The following is a 25,029-nucleotide window of genomic DNA, read 5'->3' on the forward strand; positions in this document are numbered from 1 at the left end:
CGCTCACCCGAGCCCCTGATCGGCCTCGCCATGCTCACACTCGGAGGCCACCGCCCCCTCCTGCCCGGCCGCTGAAGACCCACGGATCAGTCAGTAGAGCCACATTTTGCGGACCCGTCCCCATGGCCGGATGACGGGGCCGCCGATTCGGCGTACCCGTTGCGGGGTGTCACCGCGTGATCCCATGAGCACAGTCGATCTGGGCCAGCCGAATGGCGATAGCCTCATCCGCGGTGAGTTCCCCGGCCAAGACGCGGCGGCCCAGGGCACGGTCGGCGTCGGTCTCCTCGGCCCCGGCCATCCGCTGCCCGCATGTCACCTGCGCCTCGATCCAGTCGATGTTGCCCCTCGTGGCCGGTCCGGTGCTGTCCATCGCGCCTGTTTCCTTCCTCTACCCCTCTGGTGCCGTGATTCCCGTGGTCACTGTTCTCCCGTACCCCATAGGTACGGGGCGCTTCCGGACTGTTACGTTCAGAGGCTGCGGCCGGGCGGGTCACGGCGGTCCGGTCCGGACCTACCCGGCGGCTGCCACGGGTCCTCCCGGCCGGGATTGCGGCCACCGGTCAGGCGGCGCAGCGCCCGCCTGGCCTTGGTGCGGGTCGATTCGGGGGCGACCTGCTCCACGTAGAGCCTGCGCCAGCGCTGCTGCTGGTCCAGCTCCGCAGTGTCCACACCCGGCATTGTGGTGGCGATGTCGATCATGGTCTGGGCATCGGCTTGCAGGAGCCGGAACGCCGGTGCCGAGGCCGGGCCGAGATAGCCCGGCCGTGCCCGAGCCAGAGCGAAGACCTGCTCATACCGGGCCAGCCACGCCAGCGCCTCGCCCGGGGCCGGACGGCGGGTCTGCTCGCCCTGGAGCACGTCGGCGGCCGAGACCGACCCTGCCGCCGACTCGCCGGTGGTGTCGTGGAGGAGGCGTTCCCGGGAGAATACCCGCACCCGGGTGATGAACGGCAACGCCTCCAGCGCGGCCACGACCCGAGGTGATCCCGCCACGGCGGTCTCATGCGCCTCGGGTGGGGTCCACCGGCCGATCCCGGGATACGCGGCCGCCAGCGCCCGCTGCTGCGCCGAGAGGCGCGAGACCGCCGCCGGGGTCGCCACGGCGACGACTTCGACCCGGTACCCGGCCTCGGCGAACCGCGAGGCGGTGCCGGTGACCATCTCCGGGTCACGGAACGTGCCCTCCAACAGCACCGAGAACCGGTGTGCCAACGCATGCTCCAGAGCGAGGCGCACCAGTCCGCCCGAGACCGGTGCTGTCTTCTCCGGCATCGCCAAGGGTTCCTCGACCATCAACCGGGCGTAGTCCGGGTGGTACTCGCGTAGGTCATCCCCGGTGATCGGCACCAGGGTCGGGTCTTCTGCCAGGATCGCGTCCTGAGCGACGGTCTTACCCGCCGCCGGCTGCCCGCCCAGCAGCACCAGCCGCGGACTCTCTGGGGTCGGGGCGTAGTCGCCGAAGATGTCTTCACGGGCGATGTGCTCGAACTGCCACGCCAGCCACTGAGGGCTGTCGAACTCCGGCGCGGCCACCCCGTTCTGCCTCGCTGGTTAGGTCAGGGGCAGGTCGGTCAGGGCCTGCGCCTCGTGCACCCATGCCTGCTGCTGGGCGATCAGCCCGGCACGGTCGCCCGGGTCGAGGGCCTTGGTCTGCTGCTTGACAAGACGACGTCGGGCGGCCCAGTGCTCACGAGCACTCGAATCGGTGGCCTCGTTCATGCGGGCGAGCAGGAGGGAGGAGAGCACGGTCGCGGCCTCACGCGTGATGTCATAGACCATCGCGTCCTCGACCAGCGCCTGGTCGTACCACGCGCGTACAGAATCCGTGGACGGGGCCACCGGCGCTGTCTGACTCATCGGGCATCAACCTCCTACACCCTCCATTCTACCGCCTCGGCCGATCTCCGCACCGGTGTGGCTCCCGTGAACTCTCCGAACCCGTGAGCCCGCCCCGAAGACCGGACGGCGATACAGGCCCGCGTCGTCTTCCCGGTCAGGCTCTGAGCAGTGACCGGTCGGTGAGGAAGACTCCGCGCTGCCGGAACGCCCGCAGACTTTCCCGGTCCGCGTCTGCGCGGAAGATCGCGGGCACCGAGGGATACCAGGCTGTGGTGTGCCGTGCCGGGTCGAGAGCCCACACCGGTGGCGTCCAGCCGTCGCGCTCGGCCAGATGGTCGGCCAGCGCCGCGAACGCGGCATCCAGCTCACCGGCTCCGGTCGGCTCCGGCTCGTCGACGAACACCCCGGCGGCGAGGTCGGGGCCACCGCGGCGCAGTGTGGACGTGTAGTCGTCGAGGGTCTGGAGGATGCCGAACCGCCAGCACGCGTCCAGGCCCTCGCCCTCAGCCAGGAGGTCGCGGCAGGCCTTCGCGTTCCCGGCCGCGGTGTGGCGCACCCCGATATCGGTGGCAGGCACGGGAGCGGGCTCGGCCAGGGCGGCGGAGAGCAGTTCCGAGACCGGGCGGATCTCACCGAGGAACACCATAGCGACACCTCTCGTCCTGCTTGTAGCTCTGCTTTCCCGGGGATTGTTACCGGAGCCTCTTCCCTGGGAGCTGTCGGGTGAAGCCGTGCTCGGTTTCCAGAGTGGCAAGCCCGTCGGCGATGACTCGTCCCGCAGTGGCCTCACCGGTGAGCACCCGACGTGCGGCGTCCAGGTCCGCGGCCGTCGGCTCCTCGCCGGCTATGCGTTGCCCGGTCGCTATCGCGATCAGCTGCTGGGTGGTCCAGGCCGTTGAGGGCGTCGGTTCGGTCGCCATGACGTCTCCTCCTCGCTGCTCCGACACGCTCCATTCTACCGTCCGGGCGCGCATTGCCCTGATAGAGCAGGAAGGCGAGCTGCCGTGTTCTCTCGGCGCGGATCGTCCTCGCTGGATTGTCGCGGCACGCCTGACCCATGATGGTGGTCTGCGCTCAGGAGCGAGCAGTCAGCCACGCCAGGGAAGCTGCCTTCACCGGGTGGCTTCGGCTGCTGCGGGCACGTGGCCCGTGCTCCGCGCGTCGAGGTAATCACGTGCATGCTGCTGACCGGTGTAGAGGAGCTTTCGACTGTCGGAGATGCCGAGGTTGTCAAGCATTTGCAGCCATGCTTGCTCCACGCGATGCCCGAGTTTGCTCAGTGAGCCAAGGCGGTCAGCGAGCTGGTAGGTCCCGTAGAGGACGGAGATCATCATCCAGGCCTCGTCGTCGAGGTCGATGTCCCGAGCGATCTGGCCAGCTTCCTGTGCTCGTATCAGCTGGCGCTTCACAAGCGTCATCCACGTCGTGCAGGGCTGGAAGTCTCCGCCATCGGGTGCGGTCCGGTCGCCTTCCAGGGCCATTGCTGCCTGGAAGATCGACATGTTCTTCTCATCAGTGATGACGATGAACACCGTCGCAACCAGAGCTTCCAGACCTGAAACTCCGCGGCGTTCGAGTCCTTGAACGCACGCATTCAGCAACTGGTCTTGGCGAGACAGGACTGCGTGAGCGATGTCGGCCTTGGCCGGGAAATGGTAGGTGATGAAGTTCGGGGTGCTCTTGCCGAGCACCTTGAGGATGCCCGTGTGGGTGGTGCCGCCGTAGCCGTTGCGCGCGAACTCACCCGCTGCGGCGCTGACGATCAGATCACGAGTTGCAGACGAACGCGACTGTCGAGTCCGCATCGGCGTCCGATCCTTCCCGCTTCATCGATCGCTTCCGGCCGTCGTCCAGTCTACCCTTCTCGTTCCCCACGCATTTCAGCTGCGAGCGAGCACGGCCACCCGATCGCGGCCATGCCGGAGCTGCACGCGCCCGCAGGAGGTGGGTGGGTGACCAACGTCACTGCCGCCTCGCCCCCGGCTGCCAGGCAAGGCCTCCGGCGGATTGTCTCGCACCAGGTGCGACCAGCACCTTCACAGCTCCCGCTTCGTCGAACACCACCAGCTGCCACCCGGCGCCATGCACTCGACGGCAACAACGTTGTGTCACAGAGTTTAGATGCGCGTCTAAATCGGTGTTAGGCTACTTCTCGGCCCGGCTGGGGTCCTGCGACACGTGCCGGGTTTCTCCTCATTGGAACAAAGAAAGACGGACAACCATGCCTCATGTGAATGTGACGGAAGAGAAGCTGCGCTCGGTCGTCTTCGACGATTCTCGACGATGCCTTCGGCGTGGAAAATGCCGATCTCAACTCGGACCTCGAAGACGTCGGCGTGGACTCTCTCGGTGCAGGCATGTTCCTATCCTCTCGGTTAGATCAAACCCTCTACCACACCCGGGGCGATCCACTTCGCCGCTTTCCCCGAGGCGCACGCACAGGCCTGGCAGATCGCCGCTCACCTCGGCGAGCATCCCGAACGGCTGCCGAGCGGAGAACCGCTGACAGTCGAGCGGTTTCAGACGCTGGGCATCCAGCTCGGCACCACCGAGGGGATCGAACGGCTCGGCAATCTGCTGGAGTCGGCGTTCGTGCAGACGGCACGCGGCCGCAGGCTCTCGGACACGTTCCTGCGCGAAGCCGAGGCCGTCGTCTCGTTCGCCTCGCGGCCGCTGTATGCGGTGCTGCACGAGCTCATCTACTCCCGCGGTGCGGCGACCCGCTGGGCGGCGCACCAGGTCCGCGGCGAGCGCGCGGAGTTCTCGACTGCCCGCAGTCCCGGTGACGGGCCGTTCCGGTTCACCGGGGAGATGGTCTTCCCGTGGCAGTTCCTGCAGGACAGCGCGCTCATCCCCTTCGCCCCGCCGCCGAGGTGCTCGCTCAGTGCGGCGGGCTGGGCGATCCCTTCGATGAGGCGGCGCTGGCATCGACGACGGTGCCGGTGGCCGCTGCGGTGTTCACCGATGACATGTTCGTCCCGGCTGAGCTGTCCCCTGCCACAGCTGAGAAGATCGCCGGGACCCGGTTGCTCGTGACGAACGAGTACCAGCACGACGGCATCCGCGTTGACGGTGCCAGGCTGCTGTCGAAGCTCATCAGCCTGCTGTCGTGATCAGACCCGACAGCCTGCTGTCCTGATCGGGCCCGTCAGCCAGCTGTCGTGACCGCGCCCGTCAGCCTGCTGTCGTGATCGAATCGTCGGTGATCCCGGCGGCGCGGCGGGCGGCGAGCCGGTCCTTCTGCGGTTCGATGACGTATTTGGGGTCCTTCGTCGACTCCAGGCCGGCTTCGAGCACCCCGAACCGGGTGAGCGCGGAGGCCGCCAGCAGCGCCGTTCCCGAGGCGGCGGCGACGAGCCGATTCGACGCGAACAGGGTGCCGATCCCCCCGACGATCGCCAGACGCTCAGCCCATTTCAGCTTCGCGCCCGGTGCACCGGTCTCCAGCGGTTCGGCTTCGGCCGGATGCATGTTCTCCTTCATGACGTGCATCGCAATGACATCGCCTGCCACGCCGAGCACCGCGAGCACCCGGGCCGGGCCGGTCTGCGACGTCGGAGTCGTCACCATCGCAGCACCGCCGGCGGCGAGGCTGGCTGAGGAGACGAAGACATAGGGCAGGTGCCGGCGGGCGCCGTGCCAGGTCGGCACGGCGGTGTCGGAGAGCAGCACGGCAGTGTAGGCGGCCAGCGGTGCGGCGAACACGCCTGCTGCCGCTCCAGCTGGAGCTTCGACACCGCGCAGCACCCGACGCAGCGGGCCCAGCGGCAGCTTCTCTCCGGTCAGCCGGTCGAGCTCAGACACCGCTGCCACGCCCATCGGGGTGGAGAATCCCGCCAGGATCCAGGAGCCGAGGCTCATCGGCGAGGTGACCTTGACGGTGCGCATCATGTTGAGGAACCGTTCGGGCCGGCCGAGGTCCATGATGAGCGCAACCGCTCCGGCGCTCACGGCGCCCAGAGCCGTCAGCCGCGCATTGCGGCGCAGCAGCTCCCGCCCGCTTAGCTGCGCGCCGATCCCCAGCAGTCCGGAGCCGCCGGCGAGCCCGCCGAGGAACAGATACGTCGAGATCTCATGACCCCACGGCGGGGCCTTGACGATCGGCCGGCCGTAGTACGAGGTGAATTCCGCCTCGGCGACCATCGGCATCTCACGCGAGCCATCGGCACCGCGAGCTCCCCGGCCCCCACGGCCGGCCAAACCCTGACGGCCTCCGGTGCCCCCGCCTCGGGTGCGGCCACCACCGCGACCGCGACCTCCGCCTCGGGCACGGTCGCTGGCCGGTGAGTCGTCCGTCGCACGCTGGAACAGGCCGCGCCTGCGGCGGCGGGCCGGCTCGGGCGGGCGGTAGGAGTCGAATTCGCTGGTCGTCACGCGCTCTCCCTCACTTCCGGCCCCCGAGGAACGCGAGCGCGGTCGCAGCGATCATGCCGGCGGCGGCGATGCCGGCGGTGGCGAACATCTGCGGCAGGTCCTTCGTCGCCACGCGCGGGTCCGGCGGCAGGCCGTAGACCTCGGGTTCGTCGAGGAGCAGGAACACCGAGCCGGTGCCGCCGACCCCGTCATTGGGATTGGCGCCGTAGAGGCGTGCCTCGGTCATGCCCTGGGCGTGCAGATCGCGCACCCGCTGTTCGGCGGTGGCGACCATATCGGCACGGTCGCCGAACTTGATCGAGGTCGTCGGGCACGTCTTGGCGCAGGCCGGCTGGTCACCGGCGACGAGCCGGTCGTAGCACAGCGTGCACTTGTTCGCGGTACCCCGATGCGGGACGTCCTGGTCGATCGGTTTGCCGGCGGCGGGGTTCTCCCGCTCGGTCGGCGGGTTGATGGTGCCGTCGTCGCGGCGTTCGATGACGCCGAACGGGCAGCCGGCCACGCAGGTGCCGCAGCCGTTGCACACATCGTCCTGGACGACGACGGTGCCGAATTCGGTGCGGAACAGCGCACCGGTCGGGCACACGTCGAGGCAGCCGGCGTGCGTGCAGTGCTTGCACACATCCGAGGCCATGAGCCACCGGAACTCCGGGGTGTCGGGTGGGGTGAGATCCGTGCCCGAGGCGGTCGCAGCTGCCGCAGCCGGCCCACCTGCCGAGGGGGGATCCGCACCCGAGGCGCCCAGCGCCTCGGCGGCGGTGAGGGCGTCGACTCCGCCGCCGGCGGATGCCGCAGACGTCCCCGCGGGGACGTCTGCCGGGGGAGCAGATGCCGGCGCGGGGGCGGATGCCGATTCGGCCGGCGCGGCTGTGTCGGTGCGCGGGCGGATCGTCGGCATCCCGAGGCTCACGAGCCGGCGGCCGGATTCCCGGGCCGCCGAGATCCGCTCGGAGTCCTGTTCGATGAAGGCGACGTGGCGCCACGTATTCGCGCCGAGCCCGCCGGTGTTGTCATAGGAGGAGCCGAGCAGTTCGAGATTGCCGTCGGCGGGGTTGCGGTTCCACTCCTTGCACGCGACTTCGCAGGCCTTGCAGCCGATGCAGATCGAGGTGTCGGTGAAGAAGCCCTTGCGCTCGTGCGTGTGCTCCCAGTGCACGGCGGCGGCCGGATCGGCGGTGGCGGCGGGAGTGCTGGCCGCAGCACCGCGCTGCGGTGCCGTCGGTGCCGTGATCGGTGCAGTCATGACGACCCCTCCTCCTTCTCGGGTTCATGGAAGCTGTCGGCAGTGCCGGCGTCGTCACCGTCACCGGCATCGGCGTCGTCCTCATGGGTGTAGACGCCCTGCTGGGCTTCCGGCGGAGTGTCCCACGGATCGCCGGGCCGGTCGTCCTGCTCGGCCTTCTCGGTCATCTGTCCTGCGGCGTCGATGAGCCCGGCGCGGCGACGGTAGTCGTTGACGAGCTCTTCGAGTTCGGGTCCGCGTGGGCGGCGGCCGGGGATGATGTCACAGGCGCCGGTCTTGGCGTCCTGGATGAGGACGTTGGGGTCGAGTGTGATGCCGAGCAGGTCGTTGACGGCATCCCCGACAATGTGCGCCTCAGCCCCAACGCCCCAGTGATACGGCAGGCCGATCTGATGGACGGTTTGCTGGCTGCCGGCTGCGGCGCTGCCGAAGCTCATCGGGGTCATCCGCTCGGTCACGAGCAGCCGGACTTCGATCGCGGCGCGCGGGGAGATGATCGTCGCCCAGCCATAGGGTTCGAGTCCGCGTTCGGCTGCCAGTTCCGGAGACACCTCGGCGAACAGCTCAGGCTGCAGCTCTGAGAGATACGGCAGCCACCGGCTCATACCGCCGGCGGTGTGGTGTTCGGTGAGCCGGTAGGTGGTGAAGATGAAGGGGTAGACGCCTGCACCCGCCTGGCCCGGCAGCGGAGCCATGAGGTTGTCCCTGCGGTCGAACATCACCTGGGCCGGACTGTGCTGCTGGCGATAGAGCGGATTGGGCACCGGGGATTCCTGCGCCTCGTAATGGGTCGGCAAGGGCCCGTCGACGACTCCGGTCGGTGCGTACAGCCAGCCCTTGCCGTCGGGCTGCATGACGAAGGCATCGGTGCCGGTCAGTGCCGCCGGTCCGCCCTGGGCGCGGTCCGGTACGGCGTCGGGTGCCCGGTCGGGTGGGAAGTCGGGGATGTCCTTGCCGGTCCAGCGGCCGGTCTCCTCGTCCCACCACACGAGTTTCTTGCGCTGGCTCCACGGCTTGCCTGCGGCATCGGCAGAGGCGCGGTTGTACAGGATGCGGCGGTTGGCCGGCCACGCCCACGCCCAGTCGGCGGCGATCTCGCCCTGTGCGCTGCCAGGCACGCGCTTGTTGGCGTGGTTGATGCCATCAGCGTAGATGCCGGTGTAGATCCAGCAGCCACCGGCGGTCGATCCGTCGGCCTTCATCTCCAGGTAGGAGCTCAGCGGCGTGCCTGCCTCCGGGCCCGAGGTGTGGAAGCCGTTGATCTCGGCGAGGACCGCCTCGGCGGAGGGATCGCCGTGTTCGTCGACCGGGTAGTCCCAGGTCAGGTCGAGCAGCGGCCGGTCGCGCGGGTCGGTGGAGTCGGCGAGCTTCTCCCGCAGTCGGCAGCCGAGTTCGTAGAAGAACTGCAGTTCGCTCTGCGCATCCCCTGGCGGGTGGACGGCCTGTTCGCGCCACTGCACGAGCCGCTGGGTCTGGGTGAAGGTCCCGGACTTCTCGGTGTGGTTGGCGGCCGGGAGGAAGAACACCTCGGTGTCGATGTCCTCGGTCTTGAGCTCACCGGAGGCGATCTCCGGTCCGTCCTTCCACCAGGTCGCCGATTCGATGAGCTGGAAGTCGCGCACGACGAGCCATTTGAGGTGCGCCATGCCCAAACGCTGCATGCGGCCGTTGGCTGAGCCGACAGCCGGATTCTGGCCGAGGATGAAGTAGCCCTCGACCTCGTCTTTCAGCATGCTCATGACGGTCTGGTAGGTGCCGTGTGCACCGGTGAGGCGGGGCAGGTAGTCGTAGGCGAAGTCGTTGTCCGCGGTTGCGGCTTCACCCCACCAGGCCTTGAGCAGGCTGATCATGTAGGTATCAGCATTGGCCCAGTAGCTCTTCTGCTCCTTCGAGCCGATGACTGCCAGGTAGTCCTCAAGCGTGTCATGGGTGCCGGCTTTGGGCATCGGCAGGTAGCCGGGCAGCAGATTGAACAGGGTCGGGATATCGGTCGAGCCCTGGATGGAGGCATGCCCGCGCAGCGCCATGATGCCGGAGCCTGGCCGGCCGACATTGCCGAGCAGCAGCTGCAGCACAGCGGCGGTGCGGATGTACTGCGCGCCCTGCGAGTGCTGGGTCCAGCCGACGGCGTAGGCGAAGCAGGTGGTGCGCTCGCGCCCGGAGTTCTGCGTAATCGCATCGGCGAGGTAGGCGAAGTCGGCAGCGGAGATGCCGCAGACCTCTTCGACCATCTCCGGGGTGTAGCGGGAGTAGTGACGTTTGAGCACCTGGAAGACACACCGCGAGTCCTGCAGGGTCGGGTCCTGCTCGGCCGGTTGGGTCGCCGGCACGCCTCGGCGCGACCCATCAGCATCGGCATACGCCCAGGTCTGGGTGTCATACGTGCCGGTGTCCGGGTCGTAGCCGGAGAACAGACCGTCGAGATCCTCGGTATCGGCGAAGTCGTCGCCGAGGATGGTGGAGGCGTTGGTGAACGTCCGGACGTATTCGTCGAAGAACAGGTCGTTGTCCAGCACATGGCGAATGAGCCCGCCGAGCAGCACGATGTCAGAGCCGACCCGGATCGGGACATGCTTGTCTGCGACTGCCGTGGTGCGCGTGAAACGCGGGTCGACGTGGATGACCTTCGCGCCTCGGGCCTTGGCTTCAGTGACCCACTGGAACCCGACGGGATGGCATTCGGCCATGTTCGAGCCCTGAATGACAATGCAGTCGGCGTTCGCCATGTCCTGCAGGGACTGGGTCGCGCCGCCGCGTCCGAACGAAGCTCCCAGACTGGGAACTGTGGCGGAGTGTCATATGCGGGCCTGGTTCTCGATCTGGATCGCCCCGGCTGCCGTGAACAGCTTCTTGATGAGGTAGTTCTCCTCATTGTCCAGGGTCGCCCCGCCCAGCGAGGCCACACCCATGGTGCGGCGCAGATGCCGGCCTTCGGAGTCTTTGTCCTGCCAGTGGTTGCGGCGGGCGGCGAGGAACCGCTCGGCGATCATGTCGATGGCGGTGTCGAGATCGAGTGTCGTCCACTCCGTGGCCTTCGGGGCCCGGTAGAGGACTTCGGTGATGCGCCCGGAGGCGTTGACGAGCTGCTCGCTGGCCGAGCCCTTGGGGCACAGCCGACCGCGGGAGATCGGTGAGTCCGGATCGCCTTCGATCTGGATGACCTTGTTGTCCTTGGCGTAGATGAGCTGGCCGCAGCCCACCGCGCAGTAGGGGCACACGCTGCGCGCGACGGTGTCGGCGTCTTCGGTGCGCGGACGCATGGTCTTCGTCTGCTGGGACGTCACAGCCGGTCCCCGCCCGGTGGTGTCACCGGAGCGGAACTGTCGGAACACCGGCCAGTCGAGGAAGCTGATGCGCGCCATGGCTCAAGATTACCATCGGCGGCATTCATGCGGCGGTTCCAACCAACGCCGGAGCGGCAGCGAATTCCCAGTTCAGAGCGTTGCTCATGCTGACCGATCGGTTGGTCAGTTTTCTGGTTCCACAGGCAGTGGAAGGGACAGCTCAGCACCCGTACAGAGCAGAAACGGGGACGAGCTATCGGCCGTGGATCCAGGTCACGGACACGCGTGGTCTCCGCAGACTACTGCAGCCGCGCCTTATGTGATGTACATTGCATGGGAAAGGCGGCGTTGTCCTATTCGCCCAGGCCCCACCCGTCAACGTCTCGATGAAAGTGCCCCCTCACATCTCAATGTCACAATCGGAGGACTCCCCGATCATGAACCCAGAGCTATACCTGAACGAGTGTTACGAGACCCGCCGAGAAGCCTGGGATGTCGCGCAGGACTCAGTCACTGCCTGGCTGACGCGGAACTCCCGAGAACTGCTTGAGGACAGCGATGGCATGCGTTTGGTCGTAGGTTCAGGCCGGATCAAAGACCAGGACCGCGCACTCCTGAAGCTCAAACTCAAAATCGAGCAGGACGGGGACCTGGCACTCGACTCGGCACGGAAGGTCGAGCAGATCGTCCGCGACATCGTAGGCGTCAAGGTTCTGTGCAAATCGACACGAGACCAGGCGCTGATCTTCGATCATCTCAAGCAGTCTGGAAACCACCATGGAATCCGCGTCGTCGAATCCAAGGACTACGTCAGCGCACCCAAGGCAAGTGGGTACCGCGCAGTTCACGTCCTGTGCGAGGTGGATGTTCCTGGACACCCCGATGCAGTGACCGTCGAGATCCAGATCAAAACTCGGGCACAGGACGCGTGGGGCGAACTCACACATGAAGACCTATACAAACCTGAGGGAGGGCTCCGGCCCAGCCGACTGCATCAGTCAGTTGCCAAGACAATGGCAGACCTCCTCAATCTCGTCGACTGTCTCGCTGACGACTTGGCGACGGATGTCGAGGGAACATTCATTCACGCAGCCGAATCCGAAGAGTCCGATACACGAACGGTGACTGTGCAGACATCTGGGCCCAGGTATGCGCTTGCCGAGGACGAGGATGACAAGCGCGGCCTCATTCCGGCTCATGCGGTCCGCGACCTCGCTGGCGTCAAGGGGCTGATCGACGTCGACAACTACTTGGAACCAGGAGACGAAATCGATGTCAAAGTCGTTGACAACGAGGAAGGCGTCTTCTACTATCCGGTGGCACTTCCCGAACGTCCTTCGTGAACCATCAGAACACTGTAGGAAACTGGCACGACGTTGCAGCAGCTTGCACACTTCGTACGGTTAGGCTGAGCAGCATGAGTGACCCGATCACTGTCGTCGGTGCGATATTCTCCCGCGGGGAGCAGATTCTGGCCTGCCGGCGGGCTCCGCACAAGGCCGCGGCCGGCAAGTGGGAGTTCCCCGGCGGCAAAGTCGAAGCCGATGAGACGCCAGCAGCCGCACTCGCCCGCGAACTGCGCGAAGAACTCAGCGTCGACGTCACCGTCGGCGAACTTCTCATCCGTCAGACGACCCGCGCAGCGGGCGGCACAGGGCCGGAGATCGACCTAGCCTGCTACTGGGTCACCGCAGCCGAGGACCCGGTCGCCAGCGCCGATCACGACGCTGTCGTGTGGGTCAGCCGGGATGAGCTCGCCGTTCTCGATTGGGCGGCACCGGACCTGCCGGCGGTTGCGCTGCTGCGCAGCGGTGTGAGTGCAGGCGAGACCGGATGACCGTCTCAGGGGCCGGAAATGCAGAGCACCCGGGCGGGGACCTCGTCATCGGTCTGCACGAGCGGGTACTCGAGCGCCGACTGCAGGAGCTCATCGACCGCCGAACTGATGCCAGCGCGGTCGTCGATGCCGTCGACGCTGCTGACGCTCCGCACGTGCTCAGTCGGCATGTCGCCGGACACCTGGCTCAGGCGCTGGCCGCTGTCGAGGAGTGTGACCGGGTCGATCTCGTCAACCGGATCTTGGGCCTGCTGCCGGAGATCCCCGACGTTGTGCTCGACGGTCCGCGGCAGCTGCTATCCCTCTACCCGGCTGACGCACAACCGCCTACACGACCGACGACTCCGCTGTCGGATGTCGCGCTTCTGACGAACTCTCCGCGGGACCCGCAGCTGGGCACCGAGCTCAGACGCGAGCTGGCGAGCGCTGATCGGGTCGATCTGCTGTGCGCGTTCGTCAAGTGGAGCGGTATCCGTCTGCTGGAACGCGAGCTGGCCGCGCTGCGCGACCGCGGTGTGCCGTTGCGGATCCTCACGACGACCTATATCGGGGCCACGGATCGAAAAGCCCTCGACCGGCTCGCCAATGAGTACGGTGCGGAGGTCCGCGTGAACTACGAGGCGCGCTCGACCCGCCTGCACGCCAAGGCGTGGCTGTTCTATCGCCGCACCGGTTTCGACACCGGCTATGTCGGCAGTTCGAACCTCAGTCGCAATGCCCTCGTTGACGGTCTCGAATGGAATGTGCGGATCTCCCAGCCAGCCACTCCGAGCCTCATCGAGAAGTTCACCGCCACCTTCGACAGCTACTGGAATGCTCCCGAGTTCGCGCCCTACGATCCACAGCGCGACGCCGCGCGGCTCGACGACGCGCTGCGGGAGGCCCGCGAGGGACCGACTGCAGCAGGGACCACCGCCTCGGGCGCGGTGATCGATACGACGCTGCTCGACGTGCGTCCGTTTCCGCACCAGCAGATCATGCTCGACGATCTCGCGGCGGAACGGGAGGAACACGATCGGCACCGCAATCTGCTCGTCGCCGCCACGGGCACCGGCAAGACGGTCATCGCCGCTCTCGACTACGCGCGGCTTGCCCGTCAGGGGCGTGCACGCGGTGAGAGCGGCCAGCCGCGGTTGCTGTTCGTCGCCCATCGGGCGGAGATTCTCAAGCAGGCGCAGCGCACCTACCGCGATGTGCTCAAAGACGGCAGCTTCGGCGAACTCTTCGTCGGCGGTCACCGGCCGACCATCGGTGCGCACGTCTTCGCCTCGGTGCAGTCGCTCAGCCGGATCGACCAGCTGCAGAAGTGGGCCCGCGACCACTTCGACATCATCGTCGTCGACGAGTTCCACCACGCTGATGCCCAGACGTACCGGCGGATCCTCGACTGGTTCGAACCAGCCGAGCTGCTCGGGCTGACCGCGACCCCTGAGCGTGCGGACGGAGTCGATGTTGCCGATGAGTTCTTCGACGGGCGCGCTGCGAGTGAGCTGCGGTTGTGGGATGCGCTCGAAGCGGATCTGCTGGTGCCCTTCCACTACTTCGGCATTTCGGACAACACCGATCTGCGATCCGTCACCTTCCGGCGCGGCCACTACGACACCGAGGAGCTGACCCGGCTCTACACCAGCAACGACGCCCGCACCCGCATCGTCCTCAGAGCACTGACCGACACCGTCGTCGATGTCGCAGCGATCCGGGCGCTCGGGTTCTGCGTCTCGATCGACCATGCCGAGTACATGGCGCGGAAGTTCACCGAGGTCGGCATCACCTCGCATGCCATCACCAGTGACACCGGAAATGCGGAGCGCGCAGATCTTCTGCGCCGGTTCAAAGCCGGTGAGATCCGCTGTCTGTTCACCGTCGACATCTTCAACGAAGGCGTCGACATCCCGGAAGTCGACACAGTGCTCATGCTGCGCCCCACCCAGTCTGCGACGATCTTCCTCCAACAGCTGGGCCGCGGTCTCAGGCGCGCACCGGACAAAGCAGTGCTGACAGTGCTCGACTTCGTCGGGCACCAGAGCGCGGAGTTCCGCTTCGACCTCAAGCTGCGCGCGCTGACAGGCGCATCGCGTCGGCGGCTCCAGCACGATGTGCAGCAGGGCTTTCCGTTCCTGCCGGCCGGGTCGCAGATCGTGCTCGACCGTGCCGCCGAAGATGAGATTCTCGAAAATCTCAAGTCCACGCTGAATCCCTCCACCCGCGGACTGATCGGCGACATCCAGTCCCATCGGCCGGCCGGGGTCACGCCCGGTGAGTACAGTCTGGCGACGTACCTGCACGAAGCCGACCGGAGTCTGGCAGACATCTACGGCGGTTCGAGTACCCGGACGTTCAACGGGCGGAAGCGGGCGCGCTCATGGTCAGCGCTCAAGGACTGGGCTTTCCCAGATGCGGAGTTGTCGCTGAGTGATGACGAGATCGAGCTGCTCGGCCGAATGCGGGCGTTCACACATGTCGATGATAGCGGGCGGATCGAACGCTACCGCGAGCTGCTGCGCGGAGACCTCCCCTCCGATCGTGCGCTGGCTGCAGATCCGTATGCGGCGATGCTCTTCTATCAGCTGCGCCCGACCGCTCCGGCCAGCGAGATCGCCGAGACGATCAGAGGCGTGCGCCGGATGCCGGCGATCACCGGCGAGCTGCTGGATCTGCTGGATGTGTGCGAGGAGAACGCCCGCACCAGGCCGCAGCGGCTCACCGGTCTGGAAAGCGCTCCCCTGCGCAGCTACGCCCGCTACACACGTGAAGAGCTGCTCGCCGGCTTCGGCCTCGGCACCACGCAGCAGGGCATCGCGCCGGGCAACATGCGCGAAGGAGTCAAGTGGATCCCGGCCGCGCAGACCGACGTGCTGCTCGTGACGCTGAAGAAATCGGAAAGCGACTACTCGCCGACAACGCTCTATCGCGACTATGCGATCTCTGAGACGCTGTTCCACTGGGAATCGCAGAACGCCACGAGCCCCGAGAGCCCCACCGGGCAGCGCTACATCCACCACCGCCAGCAGGGTTCACACGTCGTGCTCTTCGTCCGCGCAGCCAAAGAAGGCGACCTCGGCACGCAGCCCTACACCTGTCTGGGCACCGTTGACTATGTGCAGCACTCCGGGTCGCGGCCCATGCAGATCGAGTGGAAGCTCGAGCGGGCGATGCCGGCCGAGATGCTCGTCGCCGCCCGCGCCGTGGCGTGATTGACAGTCGCCTCACCCGACCCGCGCCGGTGCACCGCTGGCCCACAGCTTTGCCGTCGCTACCCTTGCAGGATAGATGATGAGATCGTTGCAGAATAGACGATAGAATCGTTGCAAAATAGACGATAGAATCGTTGCAGAATAGATGATCCAGCCATATGGTCGTCGTCAGCAGGGGCGCAGCAGCCTCAGCAGGGCGGCCGCCTCAAGCAGGTGAACGAAGTGTATAAGCAACGGGCTGTTGACCAGATCCTCGGTGAGCTGATCAAAGGAATGGGAGCAGTGCTCATCGAAGGCCCGCGCGGCTGCGGGAAGACGTCGACGGGCCTCCATCATTCACGCAGCTCTATTCGTCTTGACCGCTCACCCGAGCTCGTCCAGTTGGCTGAGCTCAACCCACAGGCACTGCTCGAAGGAGACAATCCGCGCCTCGTCGACGAATGGCAGCTTGCACCCAGCCTGTGGAATGCGATGCGTCACGAGATCGACGACCGACAGCAGCAGGGTCAGTTCATTCTGTCCGGGTCAGCGCAACCGGCCTCCGACATCACCCGGCATTCAGGGACTGGCCGCTTCGGGCGACTGCGCATGCGACCAATGGCATTGGCTGAAAGCGAAGCCTCCTCGTCAGAGATCTCCCTCTCAGCGCTCAAGGGAGCGGAGACTGTGTCAGCACGATCGCCGCTGAGCTATCAGGCGTTGGCAGAGCAGGCAGTGCGCGGCGGCTGGCCCGGTCTTCTCGGAGTTCCAACACGACAGGCCGTGCTGTTCAATCGGTCGTACTGCGATGATCTCTGTGACTCAGATATCCCTGCCGCTGTCGGCGTTCGCCATGACCCATCTCGGATGCGCAGGGTACTGCAGTCGATCGCTCGAAACATCGCTGCCGAAGCGAGCGCACAGAGTCTTCGACGAGATGTGTCGGGCGCCGACGCACCACTGAGCTACGGAACTGTCAACGCCTACCTTGACTCGCTGGAGACGGTGTTCGCGCTGGACAACCTTCCCGCGTGGAGCGTCAATCTCCGTTCGAAGTCGCGATTGCGCACGGCACCCAAGCTCCAACTGGCCGACCCGGCCCTGGCATGTGCAGTACTGGGCATTGGGGCTGACCGGCTGGCCAAGAGTCCAGAGTACTTCGGCCAGGTTTTTGAGGCGATGGTCATCAGAGATCTCCGAACGCTCGCAAGCGCGGAATCCGGTCAGGTCTATCACTATCGCGACAGCACTGGCCTCGAGATCGACGCCATCATCGAATATCCCGACGACGGTCATTGGGGTGCCTGCGAAGTCAAGCTCGGGCAGTCACAGGTCGAGGCGGCTGAACGCAATCTGATCAAGCTGCGCGATGAGCGCGTGGATCTCGATCGCGTCGGCGAGCCGGCATTCCTCGCGGTGGTGACTGGCACGGAATACGCTTACACGCTGCCGAGCGGCGTGCACGTCATCCCGCTCGGCACTCTGGGAATCTGACGTCCCTACACGTCCCCGCGGGGACGTCGGCTGCTCCCAGATAACGTCCCCGCGGGGACGTCACCGGCCCAGCAGATCGAGTGCCGCCGAGGCGATCGAGGCGGTGTCGATGCCGTGGATCGCATACGCCTCCGACACCGAGGATGCCTGGCCGAATTCGGTGACGCCGAGGTTGCGGGCACGATCCCCGCGCACACCGGCGAGGAACGACAACGTGTGCGGGTGCCCGTCCATGACAGTGACGAGCGGAGCGGGGTGTTCGGCAGGGAAGAGCACGTCGACGATGCTCGTCGCACCCATCCCGGCCTGTGCACCACCGAGCCGGCCGCGGGCCTGCAGCGAGCGGAACACGAGGCTCGGGCTCGTGATGCATACGACGCCGGCCCGGATGCCGCGCTCAGCAAGGTAGTCTGCGGCCTGGCACACCTCGGTCATGATCGCGCCGGCACCCACGAGGGTGATGTCGTCCTCGGCAGCCGGGTGGGTGCTGAGCCGGTAGCCGCCGGAGATGACATGCTGGCGGCGGCGCTCACGCTCGATCTCATCGTCGGGCACCCGTGCGAGTCCCTGGTCGACCGGGCGGGTCGAGAGCCGGAAGTACGCCGAGTGTCCGTCAGGCCTGCCGATGTGGCGCATGGATTCGAGCAGCGTCCATTCGAAGTCCTGCGCGAACGCCGGCTCCCAGCTCGTCAGCCCCGGGATCTCCAGCGTCACCGACGGAGTGTTGAACGACTGATGCGCCCCACCCTCAGGCGCCAGCGTCACACCGGAGGGCGTGCCGACCATGATCGACTGGCCGCCGGCGTACAGGCCGAAGGTCCACGGTTCGAGCGCCCGGTTGATGAACGGGTCGTAGATCGTCGCGACCGGGATGAGCGGCTGACCCCAGCGCGAGAACGTCGAACCGAGCTCGCCTGCCAGGGAGACGAGGTTGACCTCGGCGATGCCGAGTTCGATGTGCTGGCCGCTGGAGGCCTCCTGCCAGCGCAGCACCCGCTCGCGGTCATCGGCGAACCAGTCCTGCCGGCCGGCGATCGACCACACGCCGGTCTTGTTGATCCAGCCGCCGAGATTCGTCGACGTCGCAACATCGGGGCTGAGGGTCACGACCCTCTCCGCGAGATCCGGCTGCGCCCGCTTGAGATCCGAAAGCACCCGGCCGAGGGTCGCCTGCGTCGAGGTGACGGCCTTGTGCGCATACCCGAGTTCGGCCGGCACTTGGCCGACCTCGTGGACCGGGGCCGGCGGGCGGGTGAGCCGCTGTGCCGTCGAGCGGCACACCTCGGCGGCGGCCGAATCCGGGGCGAAGCGCGCCCACGGATCCTCCAGCGAGGTGCCCGAGAGCTCAGCGAGCTCGCGCATCTGGCCTTCGGTCAGCTGGGCTGCGTGGTTGTTCGGATGTCCCTCGGTGGCCAGGCCGCGGCCCTTGATCGTATAGGCGAAGATGACGGTCGGGCGGGTGTCGTCGATCTGCCGGAACGTGTCGATGAGCGCAGGGATGTCGTGTCCGGCGAGGTCGCGGATGACCTCGGCGAGCGCACGCGGGCTCAATGAGGCGATGACGTCGCGCAGCACCGCCGCCTCGTCTGAATCGAGGCCGGTGAGCATGCGTTCGTGCAGCTCGTCGGGGTGGCTGCGCAGCAGCCGCTGATACTCCTCGTTGGGCATGTCCTCCATCCGCTGAGCGAAAGCCTCTCCGCCCGAGGCGGCGAAGAGCTTCTGGATGCGGGTGCCCCATTTGCACGTGAGCACCTGCCAGTCGGCGGCGGCGAACATGCCCTGCAGGCGCTGGATCTGCACATCGGGGATGACGCGGTCGAGGGACTGGCGGTTGAGGTCGACGATCCACACGACGTTGCCGAGTCCCCGCACCTCCGGGTCGATGATCGCCTCCCAGACCGCGCCTTCGTCCATCTCCGCATCACCGAGCAGGGAGATGAAGCGGCCGGCGTCCGGGGTGTCGGGGAAGCGGTCGCGCAGGTAGCGGTGCGACAGGGCCGCCCAGATGGGAGCGGTCGCACCGATGCCCACCGAGCCGGTGGAGAAGTCGACGGTGTCCGGGTCCTTCGACCGCGACGGGTAGGGCTGCAGGCCGCCCTTGGCGCGCAGCGAGGTGAGGTAGCGTTCGTCGAGGTCGCCGAGCAGGTAGTTGATGGCGTGCAGCACCGGAGAGGCATGCGGCTTGACCGAGACCCGGTCGGCTGCCGTGAGCTCGTGGAACCACAGCGCGGTCATGATGCCGACCATCGACGCCGAGGACGACTGGTGTCCGCCGACTTTGACGCCGTCGGTGTTCTCCCGTCCTCGGTTGGCCGCGTCGATCATCGCGGTCGAGAGCCACAGCACCCGCTGGGCGATCTCGTCGAGGACTGAGGCGCCGGTGGCTGAGGCGGAGGCTGAGAGCGGCCGGGAGTTCACGCTCGGCGGGTCGAACTGTGTGGAGGTCTCGAACTGCTGGCGGTCCTCGGCCTGCTCATCGGCGTGAAGGCCGGCGTCCTGCGGGTTCTCGGGGCTGTGCTGCATTGCATCTGTCCTTCGCTCAGGCGGCGATGTGTCGTCCAGAGTAGAGACTACCTGCCGGGTTGGCGACTGCTGCCACATGGTGGAAACGGCAGGAAAGGGATGTCCTTTCCTGCCGCTTCAGCGCTGGGGTTGCCGATGCTCAGTCGAAGATCGAGCTGTAGGCGTTGAGCGCCAGCTGCCCGCCGAGGTGGGCGTAGAGGATGTTCGAGTCCTTGGCGAACTCCCCTGCTTCGGCCAGGTCGATGAGCCCGGCCATCGACTTGCCCTCGTAGACGGGGTCGAGGATGACGCCTTCGAGTTCGGCGATCGCGTTCTCCCAGCTCGACCGGATCCCGATGTCGAATCCGGCCGGGTCGAGGCGCACATCGGCGCCGAGGATGCGGGAGAGTTCGATGTTGCCGACCTTGTCGTTGACCGGGTCGTCCCAGTCAACCCAGCGCTCCTCACGAGCCGGGCCTGCAGACCCAGATGCGCGGCGATCGCGGCGACCTGGCGGGTGTGGTTGGACTGGTAGCCGCCGATCGAGACGAGTGCGTCGGCCCCGGAGGCGAGGATGTCGCGGACGATGTACTCCATCTTGCGGGTCTTGTTGCCTCCGAAGGCGAGTCCGGAGTTGACGTCTTCGCGTTTGGCCCAGATCTTTCCGGCGCCGAGGTGGTCGCTGAGTCGCTGCAGCGGGTGCACCGGGCTCGGTCCGAAGGTGAGCGGGTACCGCTCGTAGTCGCGGAGTGCCATGGCCAGGGTCCTTCCGTTCGACGGCCGCTGCTGCGCGATGACGTCTACCAGGCGATCCGCGATGCGATCGTGCGCGGGGAGCTCACCCCCGGTGAGCAGCTGCGCGACACCGAGCTCTCCGCCTGGCTCGGGGTCTCCCGCACCCCCATCCGCGAGGCGCTGCTGCGGCTGGCCCGCGCCGGTCTCGTCACCGCTGAACCCGGTCGCGCCACCCGGGTGACCGCTGAGGATCCGGCCGCGATCGCCGATGTCCAAGCTGTCGCCGCCGCCTTGCAGGCGCTGGCAATGTCACTGGCCGCGCCCCGCCTCGGGCCCGGTGAGATCAGCCGCATGGAGACCGCCAACGGCGAGCTCACCGCAGCCCTGGCGGCAGGCGATGCCGAGCCGGCGATCGCCGCCGATGACGCTTTCCACGCCGTGGCGATCGAGCAGGCGGCCAACCCGATCCTCGCCGAGCACCTCGAGAGTGTGACGCTCATGCTCCGGCGGGCGGAGTTCCTGCACTTCGATGCGATGAGTGACGCCTCGGTCCAGCAGCATGCGCGCATCGTCGCAGCCCTGCGCGGCGGGGATGCTGAGGCCGCTGCTGAGCTCACGCGCTTGAACTGGCTGACGATCATCACCGCCTGATGCTGCCTCATCCACAGTCCGGTAGGTGAACGCATCCTTGCCCGGCGCTGGTGAGAGGCGCTTAATGGAAGGACAGAGGTGTGCATCGAGTTCTGACAGGAGGTGCGTCATGATCGCCATCGCCATCATCGTCCTGAGTCTTCCGTGTGTCGGCCTGTACTTCCTCCTCGGGCGGCTCATGTGCCCCCGCCATGAGCGCCTGCCCTTCAGCGAGATGGATTCGGCCGCCGTCGCACAGACCATCACCCGCGGCTGGGATGCCGTGCCCGTCGGCCCGGCCTCATCGGTCGGGTTCTCGCCGGTGCTGCCGCAGGCCTGAGCGCAGACACGCACTGGCTGGCCGAGGCTTCCCTCAGCCAGCCAGCACGCATCGGTTCGGTCAGCGCCGCGAGCGCCGTGTGGCGATCAGCGCCGCACCGCCGACGACCAGCAGGGCCGCACCGATTCCAGCTGCGGTGACCTCAGCTCCTGTCCGGGGCAGCGACGAGCCGTGCGACTTTCCGTGGCTGCCGCCTGAGCCCTTGCCGCCTGAGCCCTTGCCGCCGGAGTCGCGGCCGGCGGAGTTGTCACCGTTGTCGTTACCGCCTCCGCCGGCGTCGTCATCGGCGGTCACGGTGAAGGACGCGGTGAGATCAGGCTCGGCCATCTTCACGGTGTAGGTGCCGATGTAGTTCTTCGCACGGTCCTGGGCCTGACCGTAGACGCGGTAGACCGCGACGCCGTCCTTATCCGCCTTCGCCTTCAGCGTGACGCCCTTGACGTTCGTGCCGCCGGAGATGGCGACCTCGTACTCATTTCCGGGAGTGAGACCGGAGGCAGTCACGACAGCACCCTTGTCCTCCTTGAGGAAATCGGAGAGGGATACGGTCTTCGGCTCGACCGTGAGCGACGGTTCGGCCGGCTGCGGATCCTCACTGGGGTCCTCGGTCGGCGTGCCACTCTCGCTCGGATCGTCAGTTGGCTTCGGATCGGTCGTCGGATTGTCAGTGGGCTTCGGGTCCTCAGTCGGGTCATCCGTCGGATCGCCCGTCGGCTTCGGCCCGGTAGTCGGGTCATCCGTGGGCTTCGGGCCATCCGTCGGATCGCCCGTCGGCTTCGGATCCTCGGTCGGGTCTGTGGTGCCGGGGAAGAGCGCTTCCTTCTGCGCAGCCGTCAGTTCGATCGGCTTGCGGTACAGCAGCGCCTCTCCCTTCGGCAGACCATGCGCAACCCAGACGAGCAGGTCGTAGTCGGACTCCTTCTTCAGCTTCGCCGTCTCAGCCGTGACCGAAGCGGACAGCTTGCCGTCCGGGAGTTCGAAGACCGGCGTTGCCGCGACCGGAGTCGTCCGGTCGACGTCGTCGCTGGCGATCGAGCGGTCGACGATTGCCGCGTACACACCTGCGGGATCACTGCCGGTGCTCGCCTTGGGCAGGTTCGTGTATCCCTCGCCGGTGACGGCGACGGTCAGTCCTGCCGCTGCCGAGGCGCCGGTCACCTCGTGCGAGGTGGTGCGCTCAGGCTTCGGAGTCTCCGTCGGGTCCGGCTGCGCATCGGCAGCCGTGTACTTCACGCTGATGGGTGTGGTGGGTTTGCGGGGGTCGGCGGCTCCGCCGGAGGTGTACCAGTACTGCTGCTGGCCGGTCTTGACGTTGAAATCGACCCAGCTCTTGGGGAAGGATCCCCACCCGTCTTTCTTCTTATCCTGATCCGACTGCCCCGAATCCACCCCGGCATAGTCCGGGGTGACGGTGAAGCCCTTCTCCGTCAGATCCACCCGGCTGTTCGACAGGTCAGCGATGACGCCCTTCTGCGGGGCGAGCTTCTCCCACTTGCTCAGGTCATCCATATCAGCCCCGTACCCGGAGAATGTGCCGGTGATCTTTCCCTTGCCGTTGGTGACCTCAAGCTTCGGATCACTGACAGACCAGTAGGTGAACCCGGAGTAGTACACGATCGTAAACGAGCCCTTCCACTCGATCGTGCCGGTATCCGCTTCAGTGTCGACGGTGCCGGTGCCACCGGAGATCTGGACGAAGTTATCTGAGGACGTCCCCCGCGTATCGACCTTCGCACCGTCAGCTGTCTGGCATTTGTTCTCCCAGGTGATCGGCTGCGTCTTACCCTCACCGGCAGGCCGGAGGATCTTGACATTCCCATCGGCGGGCTTGAACAGCTTCTCATCGTTCGGCCACAGCGCAGCCTTGCCCGCATCGCCCGCCACACCAGCTGAGAGGAAGTTGCACGACCCCGGATAGTACGCACCCGACCCCGACTCCTTATTCACCCCCCATTCGAAGACCGCGTCGGTGACCTTGGCCTCGGCGGCCTGCGCCGGCTGCGCAGGCAGCAGCCCGGCGCCTCCCAGCGCGACGGCCGCAACGCCGGCCAGACCGACGCGCCAGCTCCGGCGCCACACGGCGCCCAGTGATGACTTCATAATGCTCCCTCTTCAGGCGTGACCGCAGCTCATTGATTCAGGTCACACCCACTTGACGTTCTGTGTTGAGCTAAGGCTATCCTTATTCAGGTAAACGTAAACGTCAATACAGGGATCTCTACGAATCGGTCACATCTGCGGCCGCGGCCGCAGATGTGACGAAGACGGCTGCGAATGCCGAGTGACCTCGGCACCGGTTCGACGAAGTCCCCATGGAGAGCGAAGGTCAGGATGAGACTCACTCGCCGGATGCGCCGGCGCACCATCGCCGGTGCCGTGACCGTCGTCGCCGCGCTGCTTCTGTGGGCCAACGGGGTCCACAACATCGGCACGCTCAACGCAGCGGCATCCGGCGGCTGCCAGTCGCGGCCGGCGGCCACTGTGCCGCAGATTCCCGAACTTCCCTCAGTCCCGGCCTCCCAGCGTCAGCCTGTCGACCGGATCATCGGCCCGACCACCGCCTACACTCGCGCCTCAGAGATCCGGCCGATCACCGACTTCGCTGCCAAGCAGCAGCGCCTGCCCGTCACCCTCGAATCGGATGACGGCGCCCAGCAGACCGTGACCGACACCTCGCGAATCCTGGCGCTCAACCAGAACGGAGGGCTCGCCTCTGCGGTCATCGGCCTGGGGCTCGGTTGCAACCTCGTCGGCCGCGATGTCGCCACACAGGTCTCCGCTCTCATGCCCGGACGCGAAGAGCTGCCCCTCGTGACGCAGAACGGCCACGAGCTCAATGCTGAGGCGATCCTCAACCTCGCACCCACCGTCGTCCTCACCGATACGAGCATCGGCCCCTACGACGTGCAGATGCAGCTGCGCGCGGCAGGAATTCCCGTCGTCTTCATCCCCTCGACTGCCGAGGACGGCGTCGAAGGCGTCGCCCCGCAGATCGCCGCCGTCGCCCATGCACTCGGTCTCGACGACCTCGGCGCGCAGCTTGCCCAGCGCGTTTCCGAAGAGATCCGCGGCACCGAAGACAGGATCGCCGAGCTCGCTCCCGCAGATCCGGCTCAGCGCCCGCGTGCGGTGTTCCTCTACCTGCGCGGCACCATCTACTACTGGTTCGGCGAAGGCTCCGGGGCGGATTCGCTCATCGAGGCGATCGGTGCCCGCGATGTCGCCAGCGAGGTCGGCTTCACCGGCATGTCGCCGACGAATGCCGAGGCGCTCGTCAAAGCCGCCCCCGACGTCATCATCGTCATGACGAAGGGCCTGGCCAGCGTCGGCGGGCTGCATGAGGCGGTCAAGCTGCCCGGCATCGCGCAGACTCCGGCCGGGAAGAACCGTCGCATCGTCGACATGAGCGACTACGAAGTCATGAGCTTCGGGCCCCGCACCGCTGAAGTCATCGCAGCTCTCGGTGTCGCTGTCCACGCACCCGATCACGCCTTCCAGCCCGCAGATGACGACAGCCGCCAAGCACACCAGCCGGGCAGGCCGGCAGAAGGAGCCTCTCAGTGACCACCACCTCA

Annotated in this window: 19 protein-coding genes and 1 pseudogene; 8 read left to right on the forward strand and 12 right to left on the reverse strand. The window is 66.7% G+C overall.

Annotated elements, in window-relative coordinates; genetic code table 11:
* Window positions 1-169: 169 nt before the first annotated feature.
* The 6 genes from ACFFN1_RS00150 to ACFFN1_RS00175 all read right to left on the reverse strand — a co-directional run bounded on the left by ACFFN1_RS00150 (window position 170) and on the right by ACFFN1_RS00175 (window position 3,647).
* On the reverse strand, window positions 170-373 hold the full coding sequence (locus tag ACFFN1_RS00150) for an antitoxin VbhA family protein (protein ID WP_376837481.1): 204 nt from the start codon (window positions 371-373) through the stop codon (window positions 170-172).
* 98 nt (window positions 374-471) lie between these two features.
* On the reverse strand, window positions 472-1,536 hold the full coding sequence (locus ACFFN1_RS00155; RefSeq protein WP_376837482.1) for a zeta toxin family protein: 1,065 nt from the start codon (window positions 1,534-1,536) through the stop codon (window positions 472-474).
* An 18-nt stretch (window positions 1,537-1,554) separates the two neighbouring features.
* Window positions 1,555-1,860 (reverse strand): hypothetical protein, encoded by a 306-nt coding sequence (locus ACFFN1_RS00160; protein WP_376837484.1) that lies wholly within the window; start codon window positions 1,858-1,860, stop codon window positions 1,555-1,557.
* A gap of 136 nt (window positions 1,861-1,996) precedes the next feature.
* Window positions 1,997-2,488, reverse strand: a complete 492-nt coding sequence (locus ACFFN1_RS00165) for a hypothetical protein (RefSeq protein ID WP_376837486.1) — start codon at window positions 2,486-2,488, stop codon at window positions 1,997-1,999.
* A gap of 46 nt (window positions 2,489-2,534) precedes the next feature.
* Entirely contained in the window at window positions 2,535-2,762 is a 228-nt protein-coding gene (locus ACFFN1_RS00170) for a hypothetical protein (RefSeq protein WP_376837487.1), read from the reverse strand.
* Between the two features lie 192 nt (window positions 2,763-2,954).
* On the reverse strand, window positions 2,955-3,647 hold the full coding sequence (locus ACFFN1_RS00175; protein WP_376837489.1) for a TetR/AcrR family transcriptional regulator: 693 nt from the start codon (window positions 3,645-3,647) through the stop codon (window positions 2,955-2,957).
* 1,017 nt (window positions 3,648-4,664) lie between these two features.
* Between ACFFN1_RS00175 and ACFFN1_RS00180 the strand changes: the two genes are divergently transcribed.
* The gene (locus ACFFN1_RS00180) at window positions 4,665-4,955 is read left to right on the forward strand and encodes a hypothetical protein (protein ID WP_376837491.1); all 291 of its coding nucleotides are present in this window, start codon (window positions 4,665-4,667) and stop codon (window positions 4,953-4,955) included.
* Between the two features lie 61 nt (window positions 4,956-5,016).
* Here ACFFN1_RS00180 and nrfD read toward each other — a convergent pair whose 3' ends face one another.
* Genes nrfD through fdh form a run of 3 tightly spaced genes read right to left on the reverse strand, consistent with a single transcriptional unit; the run spans window position 5,017 to window position 10,821 of the window.
* Window positions 5,017-6,216 carry an NrfD/PsrC family molybdoenzyme membrane anchor subunit gene (gene nrfD / locus ACFFN1_RS00185; protein WP_376837493.1) on the reverse strand — a complete coding sequence of 400 codons (1,200 nt, stop codon included), beginning with the start codon at window positions 6,214-6,216 and terminating at the stop codon, window positions 5,017-5,019.
* Window positions 6,217-6,226: 10 nt separating this feature from the next.
* Complete coding sequence (locus ACFFN1_RS00190; RefSeq protein ID WP_376837495.1) at window positions 6,227-7,459, reverse strand: 4Fe-4S dicluster domain-containing protein; 1,233 nt, start codon at window positions 7,457-7,459, stop codon at window positions 6,227-6,229.
* A complete protein-coding gene (gene fdh, locus ACFFN1_RS00195; protein ID WP_376837497.1) occupies window positions 7,456-10,821 on the reverse strand; it encodes a formate dehydrogenase in 3,366 nt (1,121 codons plus the stop codon). The genes ACFFN1_RS00190 and fdh overlap by 4 nt, the downstream gene beginning before the upstream one ends.
* A gap of 359 nt (window positions 10,822-11,180) precedes the next feature.
* On the opposite strand from fdh, the gene ACFFN1_RS00200 reads away from it, so the two are divergent.
* The 4 genes from ACFFN1_RS00200 to ACFFN1_RS00215 all read left to right on the forward strand — a co-directional run bounded on the left by ACFFN1_RS00200 (window position 11,181) and on the right by ACFFN1_RS00215 (window position 17,247).
* A complete protein-coding gene (locus tag ACFFN1_RS00200; protein ID WP_376837499.1) occupies window positions 11,181-12,086 on the forward strand; it encodes a GTP pyrophosphokinase in 906 nt (301 codons plus the stop codon).
* Between the two features lie 74 nt (window positions 12,087-12,160).
* Window positions 12,161-12,580: a (deoxy)nucleoside triphosphate pyrophosphohydrolase gene (locus ACFFN1_RS00205; RefSeq protein WP_376837501.1), complete on the forward strand. Its 420-nt coding sequence runs from the start codon at window positions 12,161-12,163 to the stop codon at window positions 12,578-12,580.
* Window positions 12,577-15,774, forward strand: coding sequence for a DEAD/DEAH box helicase (locus ACFFN1_RS00210; protein ID WP_376837503.1), 3,198 nt, complete (start codon window positions 12,577-12,579; stop codon window positions 15,772-15,774). Before ACFFN1_RS00205 ends, ACFFN1_RS00210 begins: the two co-directional genes overlap by 4 nt.
* A gap of 213 nt (window positions 15,775-15,987) precedes the next feature.
* Window positions 15,988-17,247 carry an ATP-binding protein gene (locus tag ACFFN1_RS00215; RefSeq protein WP_376837505.1) on the forward strand — a complete coding sequence of 420 codons (1,260 nt, stop codon included), beginning with the start codon at window positions 15,988-15,990 and terminating at the stop codon, window positions 17,245-17,247.
* A 60-nt stretch (window positions 17,248-17,307) separates the two neighbouring features.
* On the opposite strand, the gene ACFFN1_RS00220 is transcribed toward ACFFN1_RS00215, so the two are convergent.
* Both ACFFN1_RS00220 and ACFFN1_RS00225 read right to left on the reverse strand, forming a co-directional pair.
* A complete protein-coding gene (locus tag ACFFN1_RS00220) occupies window positions 17,308-19,770 on the reverse strand; it encodes a thiamine pyrophosphate-binding protein (protein ID WP_376837507.1) in 2,463 nt (820 codons plus the stop codon).
* 139 nt (window positions 19,771-19,909) lie between these two features.
* Window positions 19,910-20,505, reverse strand: a pseudogene (locus tag ACFFN1_RS00225) (pyridoxal-phosphate dependent enzyme).
* On the opposite strand from ACFFN1_RS00225, the gene ACFFN1_RS00230 reads away from it, so the two are divergent.
* Entirely contained in the window at window positions 20,425-21,135 is a 711-nt protein-coding gene (locus ACFFN1_RS00230) for a GntR family transcriptional regulator (protein ID WP_376837509.1), read from the forward strand. The pseudogene ACFFN1_RS00225 and the gene ACFFN1_RS00230 sit on opposite strands and share 81 nt — an antisense overlap.
* Window positions 21,136-21,244: 109 nt before the next feature.
* Window positions 21,245-21,454: a hypothetical protein gene (locus tag ACFFN1_RS00235; protein WP_376837511.1), complete on the forward strand. Its 210-nt coding sequence runs from the start codon at window positions 21,245-21,247 to the stop codon at window positions 21,452-21,454.
* A 60-nt stretch (window positions 21,455-21,514) separates the two neighbouring features.
* Here the strand turns inward: ACFFN1_RS00235 and ACFFN1_RS00240 are convergent, their stop codons facing one another.
* On the reverse strand, window positions 21,515-23,554 hold the full coding sequence (locus tag ACFFN1_RS00240; RefSeq protein ID WP_376837513.1) for an LPXTG cell wall anchor domain-containing protein: 2,040 nt from the start codon (window positions 23,552-23,554) through the stop codon (window positions 21,515-21,517).
* A gap of 231 nt (window positions 23,555-23,785) precedes the next feature.
* Between ACFFN1_RS00240 and ACFFN1_RS00245 the strand changes: the two genes are divergently transcribed.
* Window positions 23,786-25,018: a heme/hemin ABC transporter substrate-binding protein gene (locus ACFFN1_RS00245; RefSeq protein ID WP_376837515.1), complete on the forward strand. Its 1,233-nt coding sequence runs from the start codon at window positions 23,786-23,788 to the stop codon at window positions 25,016-25,018.
* Window positions 25,019-25,029: the final 11 nt, after the last annotated feature.

The organism is Brevibacterium otitidis, assembly GCF_042429315.1.
GTDB classification, from domain to species: domain Bacteria; phylum Actinomycetota; class Actinomycetes; order Actinomycetales; family Brevibacteriaceae; genus Brevibacterium; species Brevibacterium otitidis.

Excerpts from the sequence above, each read along its gene's own strand:
- ACFFN1_RS00210 (WP_376837503.1), top strand. The coding sequence starts at position 12,577 with ATGACCGTCTCAGGGGCCGGAAATGCAGAGCACCCGGGCGGGGACCTC.
- ACFFN1_RS00175 (WP_376837489.1), bottom strand. The coding sequence starts at position 3,647 with ATGCGGACTCGACAGTCGCGTTCGTCTGCAACTCGTGATCTGATCGTC.
- ACFFN1_RS00165 (WP_376837486.1), bottom strand. The coding sequence starts at position 2,488 with ATGGTGTTCCTCGGTGAGATCCGCCCGGTCTCGGAACTGCTCTCCGCC.
- ACFFN1_RS00240 (WP_376837513.1), bottom strand. The coding sequence starts at position 23,554 with ATGAAGTCATCACTGGGCGCCGTGTGGCGCCGGAGCTGGCGCGTCGGT.
- ACFFN1_RS00220 (WP_376837507.1), bottom strand. The coding sequence starts at position 19,770 with ATGCAGCACAGCCCCGAGAACCCGCAGGACGCCGGCCTTCACGCCGAT.
- ACFFN1_RS00160 (WP_376837484.1), bottom strand. The coding sequence starts at position 1,860 with ATGAGTCAGACAGCGCCGGTGGCCCCGTCCACGGATTCTGTACGCGCG.
- ACFFN1_RS00205 (WP_376837501.1), top strand. The coding sequence starts at position 12,161 with ATGAGTGACCCGATCACTGTCGTCGGTGCGATATTCTCCCGCGGGGAG.
- ACFFN1_RS00150 (WP_376837481.1), bottom strand. The coding sequence starts at position 373 with ATGGACAGCACCGGACCGGCCACGAGGGGCAACATCGACTGGATCGAG.
- ACFFN1_RS00245 (WP_376837515.1), top strand. The coding sequence starts at position 23,786 with ATGAGACTCACTCGCCGGATGCGCCGGCGCACCATCGCCGGTGCCGTG.
- ACFFN1_RS00190 (WP_376837495.1), bottom strand. The coding sequence starts at position 7,459 with ATGACTGCACCGATCACGGCACCGACGGCACCGCAGCGCGGTGCTGCG.
- ACFFN1_RS00235 (WP_376837511.1), top strand. The coding sequence starts at position 21,245 with ATGATCGCCATCGCCATCATCGTCCTGAGTCTTCCGTGTGTCGGCCTG.
- ACFFN1_RS00200 (WP_376837499.1), top strand. The coding sequence starts at position 11,181 with ATGAACCCAGAGCTATACCTGAACGAGTGTTACGAGACCCGCCGAGAA.
- ACFFN1_RS00170 (WP_376837487.1), bottom strand. The coding sequence starts at position 2,762 with ATGGCGACCGAACCGACGCCCTCAACGGCCTGGACCACCCAGCAGCTG.